General features: G+C 45.7%; 16 protein-coding genes. 15 read left to right on the top strand and 1 reads right to left on the bottom strand.

The window, feature by feature from the left end:
* The first annotated feature begins 13 nt into the window (after nt 1–13).
* The 12 genes from MHH57_RS22410 to gltX all read left to right on the top strand — a co-directional run bounded on the left by MHH57_RS22410 (nt 14) and on the right by gltX (nt 13,896).
* The gene (locus MHH57_RS22410) at nt 14–1,201 is read left to right on the top strand and encodes a GNAT family N-acetyltransferase (RefSeq protein ID WP_029514507.1); all 1,188 of its coding nucleotides are present in this window, start codon (nt 14–16) and stop codon (nt 1,199–1,201) included.
* Nucleotides 1,202–1,738: 537 nt separating this feature from the next.
* Nucleotides 1,739–2,203 carry a CtsR family transcriptional regulator gene (locus MHH57_RS22405; protein ID WP_013312188.1) on the top strand — a complete coding sequence of 155 codons (465 nt, stop codon included), beginning with the start codon at nt 1,739–1,741 and terminating at the stop codon, nt 2,201–2,203.
* Between the two features lie 69 nt (nt 2,204–2,272).
* A complete protein-coding gene (locus MHH57_RS22400; RefSeq protein ID WP_029514506.1) occupies nt 2,273–2,797 on the top strand; it encodes a UvrB/UvrC motif-containing protein in 525 nt (174 codons plus the stop codon).
* Between the two features lie 28 nt (nt 2,798–2,825).
* A complete protein-coding gene (locus MHH57_RS22395) occupies nt 2,826–3,890 on the top strand; it encodes a protein arginine kinase (RefSeq protein ID WP_023990573.1) in 1,065 nt (354 codons plus the stop codon).
* Between the two features lie 44 nt (nt 3,891–3,934).
* Nucleotides 3,935–6,379: an ATP-dependent protease ATP-binding subunit ClpC gene (clpC, locus tag MHH57_RS22390; protein WP_340933292.1), complete on the top strand. Its 2,445-nt coding sequence runs from the start codon at nt 3,935–3,937 to the stop codon at nt 6,377–6,379.
* 240 nt (nt 6,380–6,619) lie between these two features.
* On the top strand, nt 6,620–7,993 hold the full coding sequence (gene radA, locus MHH57_RS22385; RefSeq protein ID WP_029514504.1) for a DNA repair protein RadA: 1,374 nt from the start codon (nt 6,620–6,622) through the stop codon (nt 7,991–7,993).
* A 12-nt stretch (nt 7,994–8,005) separates the two neighbouring features.
* Nucleotides 8,006–9,082 (top strand): DNA integrity scanning diadenylate cyclase DisA, encoded by a 1,077-nt coding sequence (gene disA / locus MHH57_RS22380; protein ID WP_013312183.1) that lies wholly within the window; start codon nt 8,006–8,008, stop codon nt 9,080–9,082.
* Between the two features lie 54 nt (nt 9,083–9,136).
* Nucleotides 9,137–9,883, top strand: coding sequence for a CDP-diacylglycerol--serine O-phosphatidyltransferase (pssA, locus tag MHH57_RS22375; RefSeq protein WP_069011498.1), 747 nt, complete (start codon nt 9,137–9,139; stop codon nt 9,881–9,883).
* 185 nt (nt 9,884–10,068) lie between these two features.
* Nucleotides 10,069–11,154: a PIN/TRAM domain-containing protein gene (locus tag MHH57_RS22370; protein WP_342434524.1), complete on the top strand. Its 1,086-nt coding sequence runs from the start codon at nt 10,069–10,071 to the stop codon at nt 11,152–11,154.
* A 70-nt stretch (nt 11,155–11,224) separates the two neighbouring features.
* Complete coding sequence (gene ispD / locus MHH57_RS22365; protein ID WP_029514501.1) at nt 11,225–11,923, top strand: 2-C-methyl-D-erythritol 4-phosphate cytidylyltransferase; 699 nt, start codon at nt 11,225–11,227, stop codon at nt 11,921–11,923.
* Complete coding sequence (gene ispF / locus MHH57_RS22360) at nt 11,920–12,396, top strand: 2-C-methyl-D-erythritol 2,4-cyclodiphosphate synthase (protein ID WP_025723806.1); 477 nt, start codon at nt 11,920–11,922, stop codon at nt 12,394–12,396. The genes ispD and ispF overlap by 4 nt, the downstream gene beginning before the upstream one ends.
* 39 nt (nt 12,397–12,435) lie before the next feature.
* Nucleotides 12,436–13,896 (top strand): glutamate--tRNA ligase, encoded by a 1,461-nt coding sequence (gltX, locus tag MHH57_RS22355; RefSeq protein WP_029514500.1) that lies wholly within the window; start codon nt 12,436–12,438, stop codon nt 13,894–13,896.
* A 28-nt stretch (nt 13,897–13,924) separates the two neighbouring features.
* On the opposite strand, the gene MHH57_RS22350 is transcribed toward gltX, so the two are convergent.
* Nucleotides 13,925–14,221 (bottom strand): hypothetical protein, encoded by a 297-nt coding sequence (locus MHH57_RS22350; RefSeq protein WP_203055994.1) that lies wholly within the window; start codon nt 14,219–14,221, stop codon nt 13,925–13,927.
* A gap of 162 nt (nt 14,222–14,383) precedes the next feature.
* On the opposite strand from MHH57_RS22350, the gene cysE reads away from it, so the two are divergent.
* Genes cysE through MHH57_RS22335 form a run of 3 tightly spaced genes read left to right on the top strand, consistent with a single transcriptional unit; the run spans nt 14,384 to nt 16,947 of the window.
* The gene (gene cysE / locus MHH57_RS22345; RefSeq protein ID WP_039274948.1) at nt 14,384–15,064 is read left to right on the top strand and encodes a serine O-acetyltransferase; all 681 of its coding nucleotides are present in this window, start codon (nt 14,384–14,386) and stop codon (nt 15,062–15,064) included.
* A gap of 24 nt (nt 15,065–15,088) precedes the next feature.
* Nucleotides 15,089–16,492: a cysteine--tRNA ligase gene (gene cysS / locus MHH57_RS22340; protein WP_209950197.1), complete on the top strand. Its 1,404-nt coding sequence runs from the start codon at nt 15,089–15,091 to the stop codon at nt 16,490–16,492.
* On the top strand, nt 16,489–16,947 hold the full coding sequence (locus MHH57_RS22335; protein WP_039274946.1) for a ribonuclease III domain-containing protein: 459 nt from the start codon (nt 16,489–16,491) through the stop codon (nt 16,945–16,947). Before cysS ends, MHH57_RS22335 begins: the two co-directional genes overlap by 4 nt.
* The last annotated feature ends 47 nt before the right edge of the window (nt 16,948–16,994 follow it).

The following is a 16,994-nucleotide window of genomic DNA, read 5'->3' as shown; positions in this document are numbered from 1 at the left end:
AGGTGATGAAGATATGGAGATCAGACAATTACAGCGTGAGGAATTTGAAGCGGCTATTGAATTATCTCAATATGCTTTTCAGTTTACAATGTCCCTAGAGGATCTGGAAAAGGCCAAGAAGAAATTCAAACCAGAACAAACATGGGGAATATTCGACGGACATGACTTAAATGCTAAACTGACTTTGTTACCGCTTCAGGTATACATAAATGGTCAGGTTTTTGATATGGGGGGCATTGCTGGTGTGGCGACGTGGCCAGAAAAGCGTCGCGGAGGCATGGTATCACGTTTATTGACGCATGCACTTGAAGAGATGAAGTCTGCGGGACAAAGCCTTTCTTTTTTGCATCCATTCTCCTTTGCCTTCTACCGTAAATTTGGATGGGAAACGTATACAGAGTACAAAAAATACGTCATTCCCATTGATAAATTCCCTGCAAAACTTAAAACAGAAGGTACAGTCAAACGCGATATCAAGGATATTTCAGAACTGGACCAAGTGTATCAAGCGTATGCATCTCGTTATAATGGCACGCTGGTACGAGATAAGGAATGGTGGCAAGAGCGGATTTTAAGTGAGAACTATCGAACTGCGGTATATTACTCAGAAACAGGCGATCCGCAAGGATATGCACTATACAAAATTGAAGATAAACAGTTGAATTGTGATGAGTTGGTATATGAAAATGAGACGGCTCGTCGGGCTTTATGGACTTATTTTGCAAATCATGACTCAATGATAACCCAAGGTAAATTTATTTACGTTCCAGCAGATGACAATTTGCCATTTTTACTTGATGATCCTCGAATTCAACAGGAAACTGTGCCTTATTTTATGGGGCGTATTGTGGATGCAGCTGCTTTTGTAGAAAGATTCCCTTTTGAGCAGATTGGAGAGGAAACAAGTTTAACCTTAAATCTGACTGATCGGTATGCTCCATGGAATGAAGGAGTATGGAGATTAACGATTACGACGAAAGGGCAAGGGTGTCTGGAGAGAGTGAACAAAAGCATTTCATCTAAAAATGCCATAGTAGTTGACTTGAAACTTGGGATTCAGTCACTGACGACTCTGATGCTTGGCTACCAGCAGGTTGATGATCTGTGTAAATGGGGGCGTATTGAAGGTAGCAGTGAGTATGTGTCTGCCCTAAAACGCGTAATACCAGTAAATCAAACGTTTTTATTGGATTTTTTCTGATAAAGGCCTATTTAGATCTTTTAAGCTCATCTTTCAGAGAATATAACTTGTGTGGTTATCATTATTTTCAAAACTCTTTCTGTAATGGGAAGAGTTTTTTTATGGTATTGTATAAAACATAATTAGATTGCGAAAAATGGTATTGACCCCTTGGCAAAAATGAATAATGTGCTATAATGTGAATATAGTCAAAGAAAGTCAAAGTCAATCAAACCTAGTGTGATTCTGTAGAAGTATTATGCTGATGGATTGGCCGTATGAAGTAATTTCGATAGTAAAGAAGCAAACGAGAATTGAAATGATTTGCGTATAGTTAGGAGCTGACTCTTATGAACATAAGAGAAGTGTATGATTAATCGCAAATAAAGGCCACACTAGAGACAAGACGGTACATTTCAATGGATGTAGAACAGGCAATAGCCTAAATACAGCTTAGATTCGTGACTTTACCGTTTGGTTAAGTTCAATATACGGCGGACTCTGTGGAGCGTGAAATGTACTTGAATACTTGCGTTTCCGTTAGTGGAGGATGATGAAATGCGCAATGTTTCCGATATTATTGAACAATATTTGAAGAGTATATTGCTGGAAAGTCCCCAAGGTTTGGTGGAGATTCAGCGCAATGATCTGGCTGACCGCTTTTCCTGCGTTCCGTCGCAAATTAATTATGTAATTAGCACCCGGTTTACGCTGGAAAAAGGCTATGTGGTGGAAAGTAAACGCGGTGGTGGGGGCTACATTCGTATTCAGCGAATTCAGCTCCCTGCACAGCATGCCATCCATACACATCTTCATCAGAGCATCGGGGAGGAAATTAGCCAATCAGCAGCAGAAGGACTGATTTATCAGTTAGAGGAAGCCCATTTTTTAAGCAAAAGGGAAGCTAATCTAATGAAGGCTGCTTTATCGAGAGATACATTATTACTGAAGCTTCCCTATCGTGATCAACTGCGAGCAAGATTGCTTAAGGCTATGCTGATCTCGTTGCTGGCGACCAAATAGTGTGTGAATAGAGACTAATGTTTGGATGTAAGGTGGGTATTAAATCCTGACATTGAAGGAGGTGCTTTTATGCTGTGCCAAGAATGTAATATGCGGCCGGCAACTTTGCATTTCACCAAAATTGTGAATGGCGAAAAGACGGAGTTTCATATTTGTGAGACGTGTGCGAAGGAAAAAGGGGAGATGATCCCTGGAACACCTAACGGCTTTTCAATTCATAGCTTGCTGTCGGGGATGTTGGATTTTGACTCCAGTACAAAGAGCCAGTCTCCAGGCCACAGTGGTCCGCAGAACCTGCAATGCAAGGATTGTGGCATGACCTATGCACAGTTTAGTAAGCTGGGACGTTTCGGATGCCCGTCGTGCTATCAATATTTTGATAATCGTCTGGACCCTCTGTTCAAGCGTGTGCATGGCAGTACGAATCATGTTGGTAAAGTTCCGGTTCGCACTGGTGGCCGACTGAAGGTTAAACGGCAAATTGACGATTTGAAAAAAGAGATGCAACAGCATATTGTACAGGAAGAGTTTGAATCAGCTGCTGAGCTTAGGGATCAAATCAGAGAGCTTGAAAAAGAAATGACTGAAGAGTAAAGTTTGTGAAGAGTAGGAGGGATGCGTAATGCCCAATATTCGGTTTACGGAGAAGCCGCTAAGTGACTGGATGCGTGGTGATGCTGCGGATTCGGAGATTGTCATTAGCAGCCGGGTAAGAATTGCGCGTAACTTGCAGCATCTGCCTTTTCCCATGCTTGCTACCAATCAGCAGTCGGAAGAAGCACTTCAGCGCTTGACGGATATCCTTCAGTATGATGATTTAGGCGGTTTTGGTACTTTTCATACGTTGAAAATATCCGAGTTGGATGAGATCGACAAGCAGGTGCTGGTTGAGAAGCATTTGATTAGTCCTAATTTGGCGAACGAATCTCGTAACGGTGCTGTCTTAATTAGCGATGATGAATCGGTTAGTGTTATGATAAACGAAGAGGATCATCTGCGTATCCAGTGCTTATATCCGGGATGTCAGGTTAGAGAAGCTTGGGAACGCGCTATGGTTATTGATGATGCATTTGAAGCGCATGTTGATTATGCATTTGATGATCGGAGAGGTTTTCTAACCAGTTGTCCAACGAATGTCGGCACAGGTATGAGAGCTTCGGTGATGATGCATTTGCCCGCATTAGTCATGACTCATCAAATCAATCGTATATTGTCTGCTGTTTCACAGGTAGGTCTTACAGTTCGCGGCATTTACGGTGAAGGCAGCGAAGCGGTCGGAAATTTGTTTCAGGTGTCTAATCAGATTACACTGGGACAAACCGAAGCGGAGATTATTGAGAATCTACATGGCGTGGTGCTACAAATTATTGAGCACGAGCGTTCTGCCAGAGAAAGGCTAATGAATGAATCTATGCTGCGAATTACAGATCGGGTGATGCGTTCATTCGGTATTTTGTCGTATGCAGCAGTATTGGATTCCAAGGAGGCTGCACAGCGGCTGTCTGATGTACGTCTTGGCGTAGATTTGGGAATTTTGGAGCGTCCTTCCACCGCAGCGATGAATGAGCTGAATGTGATGACACAACCCGGGTTCCTGCAAAAAAGCTTTGGGGATAAAATGAATACCGAAGAGCGCGATATGTACCGGGCGAAGCTGATCCGGCAAAAATTAGGCACAACCCTTTAATATATAAAATGATCTGAAATACACACTGTGGAGGTGCAGGATATATGATGTTTGGAAGATTTACGGAACGTGCACAGAAAGTGCTTGCTTTGGCTCAGGAAGAAGCAGTTCGATTGGGACACAACAACATTGGTACAGAGCACATTTTGCTAGGCCTCATTCGTGAAGGTGAAGGAATAGCAGCGAAAGCCTTAATCGGTTTGGGCCTGGGACTGGAAAAAATCCAGGATGAAGTGGAAACGTTGATTGGACGCGGTCAAGAGCAACCGACGAACATTGCCTATACTCCACGTGCCAAAAAAGTCATCGAACTGTCTATGGATGAAGCCCGCAAACTGGGCCATACCTATGTAGGTACAGAACATATTTTGCTGGGTCTTATTCGTGAAGGCGAAGGCGTAGCAGCACGGGTACTGAATAACCTGGGCATCAGTCTGAACAAAGCGCGTCAGCAAGTGCTTCAATTGCTCGGCAGCAGCGAGGCTGTTTCCAGCCATCACGGTGCTCCAGCTAATGTCAGCACGCCAACCCTGGACAGTCTGGCACGCGATCTGACGGCATCTGCGAAGGAAAACAACCTGGACCCTGTTATTGGGCGTAGCAAGGAAATTGAACGCGTAATTCAGGTGCTCAGCCGCCGTACAAAGAACAATCCGGTTCTGATTGGTGAGCCTGGGGTAGGTAAAACGGCGATTGCCGAAGGATTGGCTCAAAAAATCATAGCGAATGAGATTCCCGAAACGTTGCGCGACAAGCGCGTAATGACACTGGATATGGGCTCTGTGGTAGCAGGCACCAAGTATCGTGGCGAATTCGAGGATCGTTTGAAAAAGATTATGGACGAGATTCGTCAAGCGGGTAATATCGTGTTGTTCATTGACGAGCTGCATACGCTGATTGGTGCTGGTGGAGCGGAAGGCGCAATTGATGCGTCCAACATCCTGAAACCTGCTCTGGCACGTGGCGAGCTGCAATGCATCGGTGCGACCACGCTGGATGAATACCGCAAATATATTGAGAAAGATGCTGCTTTGGAGCGTCGCTTTCAACCCATTACAGTGGATCAACCTTCTCCAGAAGAGGCGATTCAAATCTTGTATGGTCTGCGTGACCGTTACGAAGCGCATCACCGTGTAAAGATCACAGATGAAGCTATTGAAGCGGCCGTAAAATTGTCAGATCGTTATATCACCGACCGCTTCCTTCCAGATAAGGCTATTGATCTTATTGATGAAGCGGGCTCCAAAGTAAGGCTGAATTCTTACACTGTACCGCCAAACCTGAAACAGCTGGAAAACCGTCTGGAAGATATCCGGAAGGAAAAGGATTCAGCGGTACAAAGTCAGGAGTTTGAAAAAGCGGCAGCCCTGCGTGATACAGAGCAAAAAATCCGTGAAGAGCTAGACGTGACCAAAAACCAATGGAAAGAACAACAGGGTCGTACAGATTCTGAAGTTACACCAGAGGATATCGCTCAAGTCGTTGCAATCTGGACAGGTGTTCCAGTCAGCAAGCTGAAAGAGGAAGAAACACACCGCTTGTTGAATATGGAAGAGTTGCTGCATGAGCGGGTAATTGGACAGGACGAAGCAGTTAAGGCAGTAAGCCGGGCGATTCGCCGGGCACGTGCCGGACTGAAAGATCCGAAGCGTCCAATTGGGTCCTTTATTTTCCTCGGTCCAACTGGGGTGGGTAAAACAGAGTTGGCACGCGCCTTGGCTGAATCCATGTTTGGAGATGAAAATGCGGTCATCCGTATTGATATGTCCGAATATATGGAGAAACACTCCACGTCTCGTCTGGTAGGAGCGCCTCCAGGGTACGTTGGATATGAGGAAGGCGGTCAACTGACCGAGAAGGTACGTCGTAAGCCATACTCTGTTGTATTGCTGGATGAAATTGAAAAAGCACACCCAGAAGTATTCAATATTCTTCTGCAAGTACTGGAAGACGGTCGTCTGACAGATTCCAAAGGTCGTGTCGTTGATTTCCGTAATACACTCATCATCCTAACATCAAATGTTGGTGCACAGGCGATTAAACGTAACTCCACGCTTGGCTTTACAGCTGTAGTGGACGCTGGAGCGGATTACGATAATATGAAGGGCAAAGTGATGGATGAGCTGAAGAAAAGCTTCCGTCCTGAGTTCTTGAACCGGATTGATGAAATTATCGTTTTCCATTCTCTCGAAGAAAAACATATTGCTGAAATTGTGTCACTCATGTCTGAGGAGCTGCGTAAACGCCTGAATGAGTATGAGGTTGACTTCGAGTTGACAGACAACGCTAAAAAATTCCTTGCGAAGGAAGGCTTTGATCCAGCGTATGGTGCGCGTCCATTGCGTCGTGCAATCCAGAAGCATATCGAAGATCGCCTGTCCGAGGAATTGTTGACTGGCAACATTACTAAAGGTGACTCTCTCTTCATTGATGAGGAGAACGGTACATTGACTGTAACCAAAAAGGATAATGTATCTGCCAAGTCCTAAAGCAGTTTACTAAATAAACAGTAGAAAAGGGTGTCTCGCAGGCTGGAAAGCTATTGCGAAGGCACCCTTTTTGTGTATAAAACACGGTGAAAAGGTTGGGTAAATGCTTTGGGAAAGTTTGTGATATTGCTTTACGTCCGCCAAGCTTCAATGGTAAACTTTTATTGTTACAGCTCTTTCTGGGCTGTATGAACATAAATTTGACATCATCGTCGTCAATAAGGAGCCAAGGAACAAAGTATGGCTAAAGTGAAAACTAAGTTTTCCTGTACGGAATGTGGTTATGAATCGCCCAAATGGTACGGAAAATGTCCTGGATGCCAGGCATGGAATTCCATGGTCGAAGAAACAGAAAGCGTTGTAAAAACTCAAGGAATGGGGTCTTCCCTTCTTACTCATAGCACAAAAGACAAGCCACTCCCTATTATAGAGGTGGAGAGCGGTAAAGAAGCACGAATTTTGACGGGAATTGGCGAATTGAATCGAGTACTCGGTGGAGGTGTGGTGCCGGGTTCACTCGTTTTGGTGGGCGGTGATCCGGGAATCGGTAAATCTACGCTTATGCTGCAAACATCTAATGAGCTGGCTTTAACTGGTTTAAAGGTGCTGTACGTGTCTGGTGAGGAATCTGTCCGTCAAACGAAACTACGTGCAGATCGACTCGGTGCCTTGTCCCCCAGCCTATACGTATTATGTGAGACGAATTTGGAGACGATTGAAGAAGCGGTGGACAGCTTGAAGCCGGAATTTTTGGTCATCGACTCGATACAGACTGTATATTTGCCTGAGGTGACGAGTGCACCAGGTAGTGTGGCTCAGGTGCGAGAGTGTACTTCACGCTTTATGCGAATTGCCAAGGGGCTAGGTATTGCTACGGTATTGGTAGGACATGTGACCAAGGAAGGGGCCATTGCAGGTCCGCGTTTGTTGGAACATATGGTTGATTGTGTACTTTATTTTGAAGGAGAGCGTCACCATACGTATCGGCTTTTGCGTGCAGTTAAAAATCGTTTTGGTTCTACAAATGAAATTGGTATTTTTGAAATGGCTGAAAGCGGTTTGCGTGAGGTTTCGAATCCTTCTGAACTATTCCTGTCTGAACGGCCACTGGGGGTGGCAGGTTCTACTGTTGTAGCCAGTATGGAAGGAACCCGACCTGTATTGGTTGAACTGCAAGCATTGATTGCAGCTACACATTTTCCATCTCCACGCCGAATGGGCACAGGAGTCGACCATCATCGAATGGGATTAATCATAGCCGTGCTAGAAAAGCGGATGGGCATGTTTTTGCAAAACCAGGACGCTTATCTCAACGTAGCCGGAGGCGTGAAGTTGGATGAACCGGCGGTGGATTTGGCTATAGCTGTGAGCATTGCTTCCAGCTTTAGGGATGCTCCTACAAAGCCGTATGATGTGATTTTTGGCGAGGTGGGACTGACAGGTGAGGTGCGCGCGGTATCCCGAGCAGAACAGCGAGTACGAGAAGCGGAGAAACTAGGTTTCAAACGGGTGATCATGCCGGAGAAAAGCTTGAAGGGTTGGACACATCCGAAAGGGATACAAATTATAGGAGTAGGAACGGTAGCAGATGCACTGGCAGCCGCATTAGATTAGGGGGCATTGAGAATGAAAGAAGCGAGCCAACTGGATAAAATGAACGATTTGCTGCGGCTTGTGGCACCGGGAACTCCCTTTCGCGACGGATTAGAAAACGTTTTGCGTGCCAAAACGGGTGCTCTTCTGGTCGTTGGCTATAGCCCAGAAGTTATGGAAGTCGTGGATGGCGGTTTCTCCATTAATTGTGATTTTTCGCCGAACTATTTGTATGAGTTGGCTAAAATGGACGGCGCAATCATATTAAGCGAGGATTTAAAACGAATTTTATATGCTAATACGCAACTGATTCCTGACTCCTCGATTTCGTCGATTGAAACAGGAATTCGGCACCGGACGGCAGAACGAGTTGCTAAGCAAACTGGTAAACTAGTGGTGTCTATTTCCCAGCGGCGTAATATTATTACCTTGTATCAGGGGACATTACGGTATGCGCTCAAGGAAATCGGGGTTATTTTAACGAAAGCCAATCAGGCTATTCAGACGTTAGAAAAATATAGATCTGTGTTGGGGCAAGCCTCTACGAATTTGACAGCATCTGAATTTGAAGAGCTGGTTACCATGCCGGAGGTCGTTAATGTCATCCAACGGATCGAAATGGTGCTGCGCATCAAAATGGAGATCAAACGATTTATTAACGAGCTCGGAAATGAGGGCCGTCTAATTAGTATGCAGATGGAAGAGCTTGTCAGCAATATTGAGGAAGAAGCATGGTTGTTGTATAAGGATTATGCCAAAGACGATAGCGACGAAAAGATTCGTGAAATTATATTGGGACTCAAACGTTCTACGGACGACGAATTGTTGGATGTGAATCATATTGTACGTTTACTAGGCTACCCTTCTTCAGCTGCGACATCAGAGGAGTATATTGCTGCACGCGGCTATCGGGTACTGAACAAGATACCGCGTTTACCGAATGTGATTATTCATAATCTGGTAGAGCGGTTTGGACGTTTTCCACATGTCATCACAGCAACGATAGAAGAACTGGATGAAGTGGATGGTATTGGAGAGGTTCGTGCGCGTACGATTAAAGAAGGTCTTAAACGTTTGCAGGAACAAGTTTTCATTGACAGGCAAATGTAAATGTAATACAGTGAAAGGATTATAATGGAACAATTCATACATTGAGGTGAAGAGATGATTACCAAATCAATTCCGAACTTGTGTACCTTAGGTAACTTGTTTCTCGGAATGATCGCCATTTTATTGGCTGTAGACGGAAAATACAGTCTTGCCGCTATTATGGTTATTGTCGCCATGTTGTTGGACGGACTGGATGGAAGAATGGCCCGGGTCCTGAATGCCCAAAGCGAATTCGGTAAAGAACTGGACTCCTTATCAGATATGATATCTTTTGGTGTTGCTCCCGCAGTTATTATGTACATGGTTGCTTTTCATGATGCGAATTCGGCTCTCGCTTGGACGGTTACTGCCATTTTCCCGATGTGCGGAGCGTTGCGTTTGGCTCGATTTAACGTACGTCCTGGTGTACCAGGTTATTTTACGGGTCTACCAATTCCGGCAGCAGGTGGCGTATTAGCCACTTTGTCCTTATTCCATAACGATATTTCTTTGTTATACATGTCGATTGCCATGTTGCTGGTCTCTTATTTGATGGTCAGCTCCATGAAATATCCAAATTTTAAAAAGGTTGGCCTCCCGAAAAAAGCAATTTGGGTGGCTCCATGGGTCGTAATTGCAGCGGTGGTGTTGGCTGTTAAATTCCCTGACCAGCTGTCGAAGCTGATTTTTGTGCCACTGGTGCTGTATGCATTGTATGGTATGAAGCTGAACATTCGTAAACTATCACGCAGACGTGGGCGTGATCGGGATCGTTCCAGTCAGGAAGAACAGGACGATCAATATCGTCATTCACAGCGGTAGTATCAAGCAAGTATAAGCATTTATTTCCTTGAATTATTTCAAGGAGATAAATGCTTTTTTTATGCATAAAAAGTGAAAACACAGGGTTAGTTATGTGGGAAATGGATCATACTGGTAAGAGAAATGCTATGTATCCAATAAATAGCAGACTAATGAAAAGAAAATAAAGGAGGTATAGAGATTCAATGTGGAGAAAGGCTATTTTAACTTTTACAGGATTGTGCGGAGCATGGTTTGGCTATACGTTATACCAGCGGGTAGGGGGCATTGTATCGTGGATGCCAGAATGGTTGAGTGATGGGTCTTTACCGGGAATGGTTGTTTGGATGATGGCGGGAGCAGTGTTATTTATGGCCGGGTGCTCATTCGCAGGAGCATCCGTGGCGAACCGGTTGCAACAGGGCATTGAAGGCTTGGTACGAATTCCGATGAACGAGATGATGGCAGGTGCGATTGGTTTAGCGGTGGGATTGATACTTTCCTTAGCAGTCTATCCGCTTTTTTCATGGTTGGGGGCCCCGGGTCAACTTATCCAGACGGCTGTTACCGTGATATGTGGATATGTGGGATTAATGGTTGGACTAGAAAAGCGGGACGAGCTGTCATCCTTTTGGAGTTCTGGCTTTTTTGGTCGGGGAACGGGTGCAGAAGAACGCAAGCTGGAGGAACATAAAATTTTGGACACCAGCGTCATTATAGATGGGCGTATTGCAGATATCTGCAAGACAGGTTTTATTGAAGGAACGATTGTGATTCCTGAATTTGTGTTAGAGGAGCTTCAGCATATTGCAGATTCATCAGATTTACTTAAGCGTAATCGTGGACGACGGGGCCTGGATATTTTGAATAAAATCCAAAAAGAGCTGGATGTGAATGTGCTCATTTACGAAGGTGATTTTGAGGAAATTTCAGAGGTTGACAGTAAGTTGGTCAAGCTGGCAAAGGTGTTACAGGGTAAAGTTGTAACTAACGATTTTAACCTGAATAAAGTATGCGAACTGCAAGGTGTATCAGTGCTGAATATTAACGATTTGGCGAATGCAGTGAAGCCTGTCGTACTGCCCGGTGAGGAAATTATGGTGCAGATTATTAAAGACGGCAAGGAGCATGGGCAGGGTGTAGCCTATCTGGATGATGGTACAATGATTGTTGTGGAAGGCGGACGTGACTATATTGGCTCTCTTATGGAGGTGCTGGTCACGAGTGTACTTCAGACCTCGGCCGGACGTATGATCTTTGCCAAACCGAAATTATTGGAAAAAGCTCAATAAACGCGGTATGATGAAGTAGATGTGTTATCATACGGATCGTCCAAGTGCGATCAGGGCAGGAGTTATTTGAATGAACAATCGGGTAGGAGTTGTCATTGTGGCAGCAGGGCGCGGCTCCCGTATGGGGACGCAGGAGAGCAAGCAATTTCTGCTTTTGCGGGACAAGCCCATCTTCATACATACACTTGAAATATTCGCAGCTATGCCCGAAGTGGATGAAATGGTGATGGTGACTGGGACAGCAGATGTGGAACGCTGCCGAGATTGGATTCATCAATACAAAATCGGTAAAAATGTACGGGTGGTAGCTGGTGGCAGTGAACGCCAGCATTCGGTCTATCGCGGTCTGCGCCACTTACAAGCGGATTGGGTGATGGTGCATGATGGTGTGCGTCCACTCATTCAACCTGAGCTTGTACGTTCATGCCTTGAGGCAGCCCAGCGTACTGGTGCTTCTGTAGCGGCAGTACCTGTAAAGGATACGGTCAAGCAAGTGAACGGGGATGGTATCATTACAGCAACGCCGGATCGCCGAAGTCTGTGGAGTATTCAAACGCCACAGACTTTTCGTCTTTCCGATCTGCTGCGAGCCTATGAGGAAGCGGAGCAGTCGAGATTCTTGGGAACAGATGATTCTATGCTGATAGAGCGGCTAGGCATTCCGGTTACTGTCGTTCAAGGCAGCTACAAGAACATCAAAATTACTACACCGGAGGATTTGGATATGGCGGCGCTATGGGTGAAAACAGAGGGAGAGGATATCAAATGATCAGAGTGGGACAAGGATTTGACGTCCACCAGCTGGTGGAAGGAAGGCCATGCATCATCGGAGGTGTGAATATTCCGTATGAAAAAGGTTTATTGGGCCATTCCGATGCAGACGTACTGCTGCATGCCATTAGCGATGCTATCCTGGGCGCGCTTGGCTTGGGAGACATCGGGAAGCATTTTCCGGATAATGACCCAGAATTTAAGGATGCTGACAGTCTTAAGCTACTGGAGCATGTGTGGGGGCTAGCTAAAGAGCGAGGATATCGCTTGGGGAATATCGATTCTACGATTATCGCACAAAAGCCCAAAATGGCATCGTATATTCCGCAGATGAATGAAGTCATCGCTCGGGCGCTGGAAGCAGAGGAGCTATCCCAGGTGAACGTCAAGGCGACCACGACAGAGCAACTCGGGTTTCCCGGCCGGGGTGAAGGAATCGCGGCTCAATCGGTTGTCTGTCTTATCAAGTAAATGCTATCATCTTGAGTAATTCAATTTGGAGGAGATTATATGAGCACGGAAGTTCGTGTACGTTATGCACCAAGCCCTACAGGGCATCTGCACATTGGAAATGCCAGAACGGCATTATTTAATTATTTGTTTGCCCGCAATCAAGGTGGGAAATTTATTATTCGTATCGAAGACACAGATGTGAAGCGCAATATTGAGGGCGGAGAAGAAAGCCAACTTAAATATTTGAAATGGTTGGGTATGGACTGGGATGAGAGCGTAGACGTGGGAGGAGAGTTTGGACCTTATCGTCAGACTGAACGCTTGGACATATATAAAACATACTGGCAGGATTTGCTGGATCGTGGTTTGGCTTACCGCTGTTACTGCACTGAAGAAGAGCTGGAGCGCGAGCGTGAAGAGCAGACGGCACGTGGGGAGACACCGCGCTATTCTGGAAAACATCGTGATCTAACAGAAGAACAGTGCCAGGCATTTGAAGCAGAGGGCCGTGTACCAAGTATTCGTTTTCGTGTACCGGAAGATCGTGAATATACGTTTGACGATATCGTTAAAGGACAAATTACGTTCAATTCCAAGGAAAGCGGCGATTTTGTTATCGTCAAAAAAGACGGTATTCCGACATATAACTTCGCTGTAGCAGTTGACGATTATTTGATGAAAATATCGCATGTACTACGGGGCGAAGACCATGTTTCCAATACACCGCGGCAGTTGATGATCTTTGAAGCTCTCGGGTGGGAACCGCCACGCTTCGGTCATATGACGCTGATTGTAGGTGAGGATCACAAAAAGCTCAGTAAACGTAACGAATCCATTATTCAGTTTATGGAGCAGTATGACAAGTTGGGCTATTTGCCAGAAGCTATATTCAACTTCATCGCACTGCTGGGTTGGTCCCCAGAAGGCGAAGAAGAGATCTATGATCGGGAACAACTGATTTCGATTTTCGATCCTAATCGTTTGTCCAAAAGTCCAGCTGTGTTTGATACAAATAAGCTTGCTTATTTGAACAATCACTATATTAAAAAGGCTGATCCTGAGCGAATTGCCAGCATGGCGATTCCACATCTCCAGACAGCGGGGCTGTTGCCTACTGAGCTGTCTGCGGAACAACTGGATTGGGCTAAGGCCCTTGTTCGCTTATACCAGGAACAGATGACATCTGCGTCCGATATTGTAACGTTGTCTGAGTTGTTTTTCCGTTCACATCTGGAACTGGATGCTGAAGCAGCAGCTGTATTGGCCGAAGAGCAGGTTCCTGAGGTACTTAGAGCTTTTGCAGGTAAAGTTGAAACGAGTGAGGAATTTACAGCTCCACAAATGGCTAAGCTGATCAAAGAAGTTCAAAAGGAAACCGGTTTTAAGGGGAAACAATTATTCATGCCGATTCGTGTGGCTCTTACAGGCCAAACGCATGGACGGGATCTGAATGAAACTATCTTTTTGCTTGGACGTGACAAGGTACTGGATCGTCTCAAGGCACAAATTAAAGGCTGATATTTCTTGTCAATTTGTTGTCTTTTCGCTATAATGACTCCATTGATACGGATTGATATTTACGTGTAAAGGCTGCGAACAGGAGAAGTACACTGCATAAGGGCATCTGCCAGAGAGGACGGTCGAGGGGAAACCCCAGGCTGAGAGCCGTCCAGTTGACCTGCGGAGGAAATGCGCCTGGGAGCCGTGCGCCCGAACCCTCATTAGCATCAAATGCTGATGTGACAAGGGCGTGCCGATTCGTTCCCGTTACAGGACGCCAAAGACGGATTATCTGCTTTTTATGCAGCAGATATGTTCGAAAGCAGAGTGGGACCACGTTCATGCGTCTCTGCAGCTTAGGCTGCGGAGGCGCTTTTTCTTTTTTATCAGACTCAGACTCGTTATAGATAGAAAAATGTCGAAGAGTGCTGGTGGATGCGAAAATTGGCGGAACGTGAAGTGTTGTGATGATGCGGCAAGGATATGAAGGGAATAGGAGGGCGACATGTTCAGACATTTCAAATCCGACATTCAGACTGTTTTGGATAATGATCCGGCCGCCCGAAGTAAGCTGGAGGTCATTTTTACGTATTCCGGCGTTCATGCCCTTTGGGCACACCGAATTGCACATTGGTTTTATTTGCGAAACTGGTGTACTCTAGCCCGTGTTATATCCCAGGTATCGAGGTTTATGACAGGTATTGAAATTCATCCTGGCGCTCGTATCGGAGATCGGCTGTTCATTGACCATGGCATGGGAGTGGTCATCGGTGAAACCTGTGAGATTGGTGACGATGTCGTATTGTATCAGGGGGTCACACTCGGCGGGACTGGGAAAGAGAAAGGGAAGCGTCATCCGACCATTGGGAATAATGTTGTTATCGGCTCGGGTGCGAAAATATTAGGCTCCTTCACGATCGGGGCACAGTCCAACATTGGCTCCAACTCGGTTGTGCTCAAAGAAGTCCCACCAAACAGTACGGTGGTGGGCATCCCAGGGCGAGTTGTAAGACAGGATGGTAGGCGTCCAGACCGACTTAGTCATCAATTGCCTGATCCGGTTGTGGACTCTATGCGAGAACTTCAACGGGAAATAGAACGTTTGCGTGCAGAAATGTCTGATTTGAAGGATGGGCCAACCGCTCAGAAACATCAGGTGGCCCAAGAGAATAAATTAGAAAAATGATTTTCATGAGGGAGGAACATAACAATGCCGCTTCAAATTTATAATACAATGACGAGGAGTCGGGAGCCCTTTGTGCCACTGGAGCCTGGAAAGGTTAAAATGTATGTATGCGGACCTACCGTGTATGATTACATTCATATTGGTAATGCACGGCCTGTAATTGTATTTGACGTGGTGCGCAGCTACCTGGAGTATTTGGGCTATGATGTAAACTATGTGGTGAACTTTACAGATGTTGATGATAAACTAATCCGCAAAGCTAGGGAACTTGACATGAATGTTTCGGCAGTTGCTGAGAAATTTATTGCCGCCTACCATGAGGATCTGGCAGGATTGAATGTTCCTGCTGCCAGTATGAACCCTCGTGTAACAGAGAGCATGGATCTGATTATTGATTTTATTAAGGAATTGGTAGACAAAGACTATGCCTATGAGAATGATGGCGACGTGTTCTATCGGACCAAAAAGTTCAAAGATTACGGACAACTGTCAGGTCAAAATCTGGAAGAGCTTCAGTTCGGAATTCGTATCAATGTGGATGAACGCAAGGAAAATGCCGAGGACTTTGTACTCTGGAAGGCAGCGAAGCCGGGCGAAATTCATTGGTCGAGCCCTTGGGGAAATGGACGACCAGGCTGGCATATCGAATGCTCTGCTATGGCTCGCCATTATTTGGGGGATACACTGGATATTCATGGGGGCGGACAGGATCTGCAATTTCCGCATCATGAATGTGAATGCGCACAATCCGAAGTGATTACAGGTAAGCCATTATCTCGCTACTGGATGCATAACGGATATATTCGCATAGATAATGAAAAAATGTCGAAATCACTCGGTAATGGTATTTTGGTTAAAGATTTGCGCGCTCATCACAAGCCTGAGGCTATACGTTATTTTATGTTGTCGACGCATTACCGAAATCCGTTAAACTACAACCAAGAGACTATGAGTCAGGCGGAGAACAGTGTCGAACGGATCGCCAATGCAGTTGCCAATGTGAAGCATCGTTTAGCTAATGCGCTGAAAGGTAATGAGGGAGTATCGACGGAACTGCAAACGAAGCTCGACGGAATTTTGCAGCAGTTTGGCGAAAAAATGAATGATGATTTCAACACACCTGATGCGATTACTGCTGTATTCGATTGGGTTAGCGAAGCAAACCATTTGTTGCAACGAGATGTCGTACATCAGGCAGAATTACAAGCTGTATTGCATACCTTTCATTCGATGAATAACGTGCTTCGCATTTATTCGGAGCCGAGTGAAGAGTTGCTGGATGACGAAATTGAGCAGTTAATTGCTGAACGTGTCGAAGCTCGTAAGACCAAAAATTGGGGTAGAGCTGACGAAATTCGCGATCTGTTGGCTGCAAAAGGCATTGTGCTTGAAGATACGACGCAGGGGATGCGGTGGCGGCGAAAATGAATGAAAAGCCACTGAACTCAGGAGCATCGGAAGGTACGGGGAACTGGTTCCCGTACCCTGCGTCCAAGCCAGCACGTTTGATGCCCCCCATTGCACTAGCTTACATTGGTGATGCAGTGTACGAGGTAGCTGTCCGGCAATATTTGTTGGCACAGCCTAACCTGCGTCCAAATCATCTGCATCGGCGAGCCACAGGGCTAGTCTCCGCCAAGGCGCAGAGTCGCATGTTGGGGCTATTGGAAAATGTACTGACGGAAGAAGAACGCGATATTGTCCGACAAGGAAGAAATGCTAAATCAGGAAGTTTGCCCAAAAATGCTGATGTGCTTGAGTATCGGCACGCCACTGCACTGGAGGGGTTGATTGGATCTCTTTATTGTGATGGACATTTGGACAGATTAAGAGAGTTGATTACGTACGGAATTGCACAAATGGAAAATACAGAAAAATCATAAATGGGAATGGACTGGATGGAACAAGTATCAGCCGTTTCCCGGGAGGA

The sequence above is a fragment of the Paenibacillus sp. FSL H7-0442 genome (assembly GCF_038593105.1).
Lineage (GTDB): Bacteria > Bacillota > Bacilli > Paenibacillales > Paenibacillaceae > Paenibacillus > Paenibacillus polymyxa_D.
This window is presented reverse-complemented; position numbering and strand designations above follow the sequence as displayed.

What these genes read in the sequence shown, in the direction of transcription:
- cysS (WP_209950197.1), top strand. Translation starts at nt 15,089, where the DNA reads ATGCCGCTTCAAATTTATAATACAATGACGAGGAGTCGGGAGCCCTTT.
- radA (WP_029514504.1), top strand. Translation starts at nt 6,620, where the DNA reads ATGGCTAAAGTGAAAACTAAGTTTTCCTGTACGGAATGTGGTTATGAA.
- MHH57_RS22370 (WP_342434524.1), top strand. Translation starts at nt 10,069, where the DNA reads ATGTGGAGAAAGGCTATTTTAACTTTTACAGGATTGTGCGGAGCATGG.
- MHH57_RS22410 (WP_029514507.1), top strand. Translation starts at nt 14, where the DNA reads ATGGAGATCAGACAATTACAGCGTGAGGAATTTGAAGCGGCTATTGAA.
- ispF (WP_025723806.1), top strand. Translation starts at nt 11,920, where the DNA reads ATGATCAGAGTGGGACAAGGATTTGACGTCCACCAGCTGGTGGAAGGA.
- ispD (WP_029514501.1), top strand. Translation starts at nt 11,225, where the DNA reads ATGAACAATCGGGTAGGAGTTGTCATTGTGGCAGCAGGGCGCGGCTCC.
- MHH57_RS22395 (WP_023990573.1), top strand. Translation starts at nt 2,826, where the DNA reads ATGCCCAATATTCGGTTTACGGAGAAGCCGCTAAGTGACTGGATGCGT.
- MHH57_RS22335 (WP_039274946.1), top strand. Translation starts at nt 16,489, where the DNA reads ATGAATGAAAAGCCACTGAACTCAGGAGCATCGGAAGGTACGGGGAAC.
- MHH57_RS22400 (WP_029514506.1), top strand. Translation starts at nt 2,273, where the DNA reads ATGCTGTGCCAAGAATGTAATATGCGGCCGGCAACTTTGCATTTCACC.
- clpC (WP_340933292.1), top strand. Translation starts at nt 3,935, where the DNA reads ATGATGTTTGGAAGATTTACGGAACGTGCACAGAAAGTGCTTGCTTTG.
- MHH57_RS22350 (WP_203055994.1), bottom strand. Translation starts at nt 14,221, where the DNA reads ATGAACGTGGTCCCACTCTGCTTTCGAACATATCTGCTGCATAAAAAG.
- disA (WP_013312183.1), top strand. Translation starts at nt 8,006, where the DNA reads ATGAAAGAAGCGAGCCAACTGGATAAAATGAACGATTTGCTGCGGCTT.
- MHH57_RS22405 (WP_013312188.1), top strand. Translation starts at nt 1,739, where the DNA reads ATGCGCAATGTTTCCGATATTATTGAACAATATTTGAAGAGTATATTG.
- cysE (WP_039274948.1), top strand. Translation starts at nt 14,384, where the DNA reads ATGTTCAGACATTTCAAATCCGACATTCAGACTGTTTTGGATAATGAT.
- pssA (WP_069011498.1), top strand. Translation starts at nt 9,137, where the DNA reads ATGATTACCAAATCAATTCCGAACTTGTGTACCTTAGGTAACTTGTTT.
- gltX (WP_029514500.1), top strand. Translation starts at nt 12,436, where the DNA reads ATGAGCACGGAAGTTCGTGTACGTTATGCACCAAGCCCTACAGGGCAT.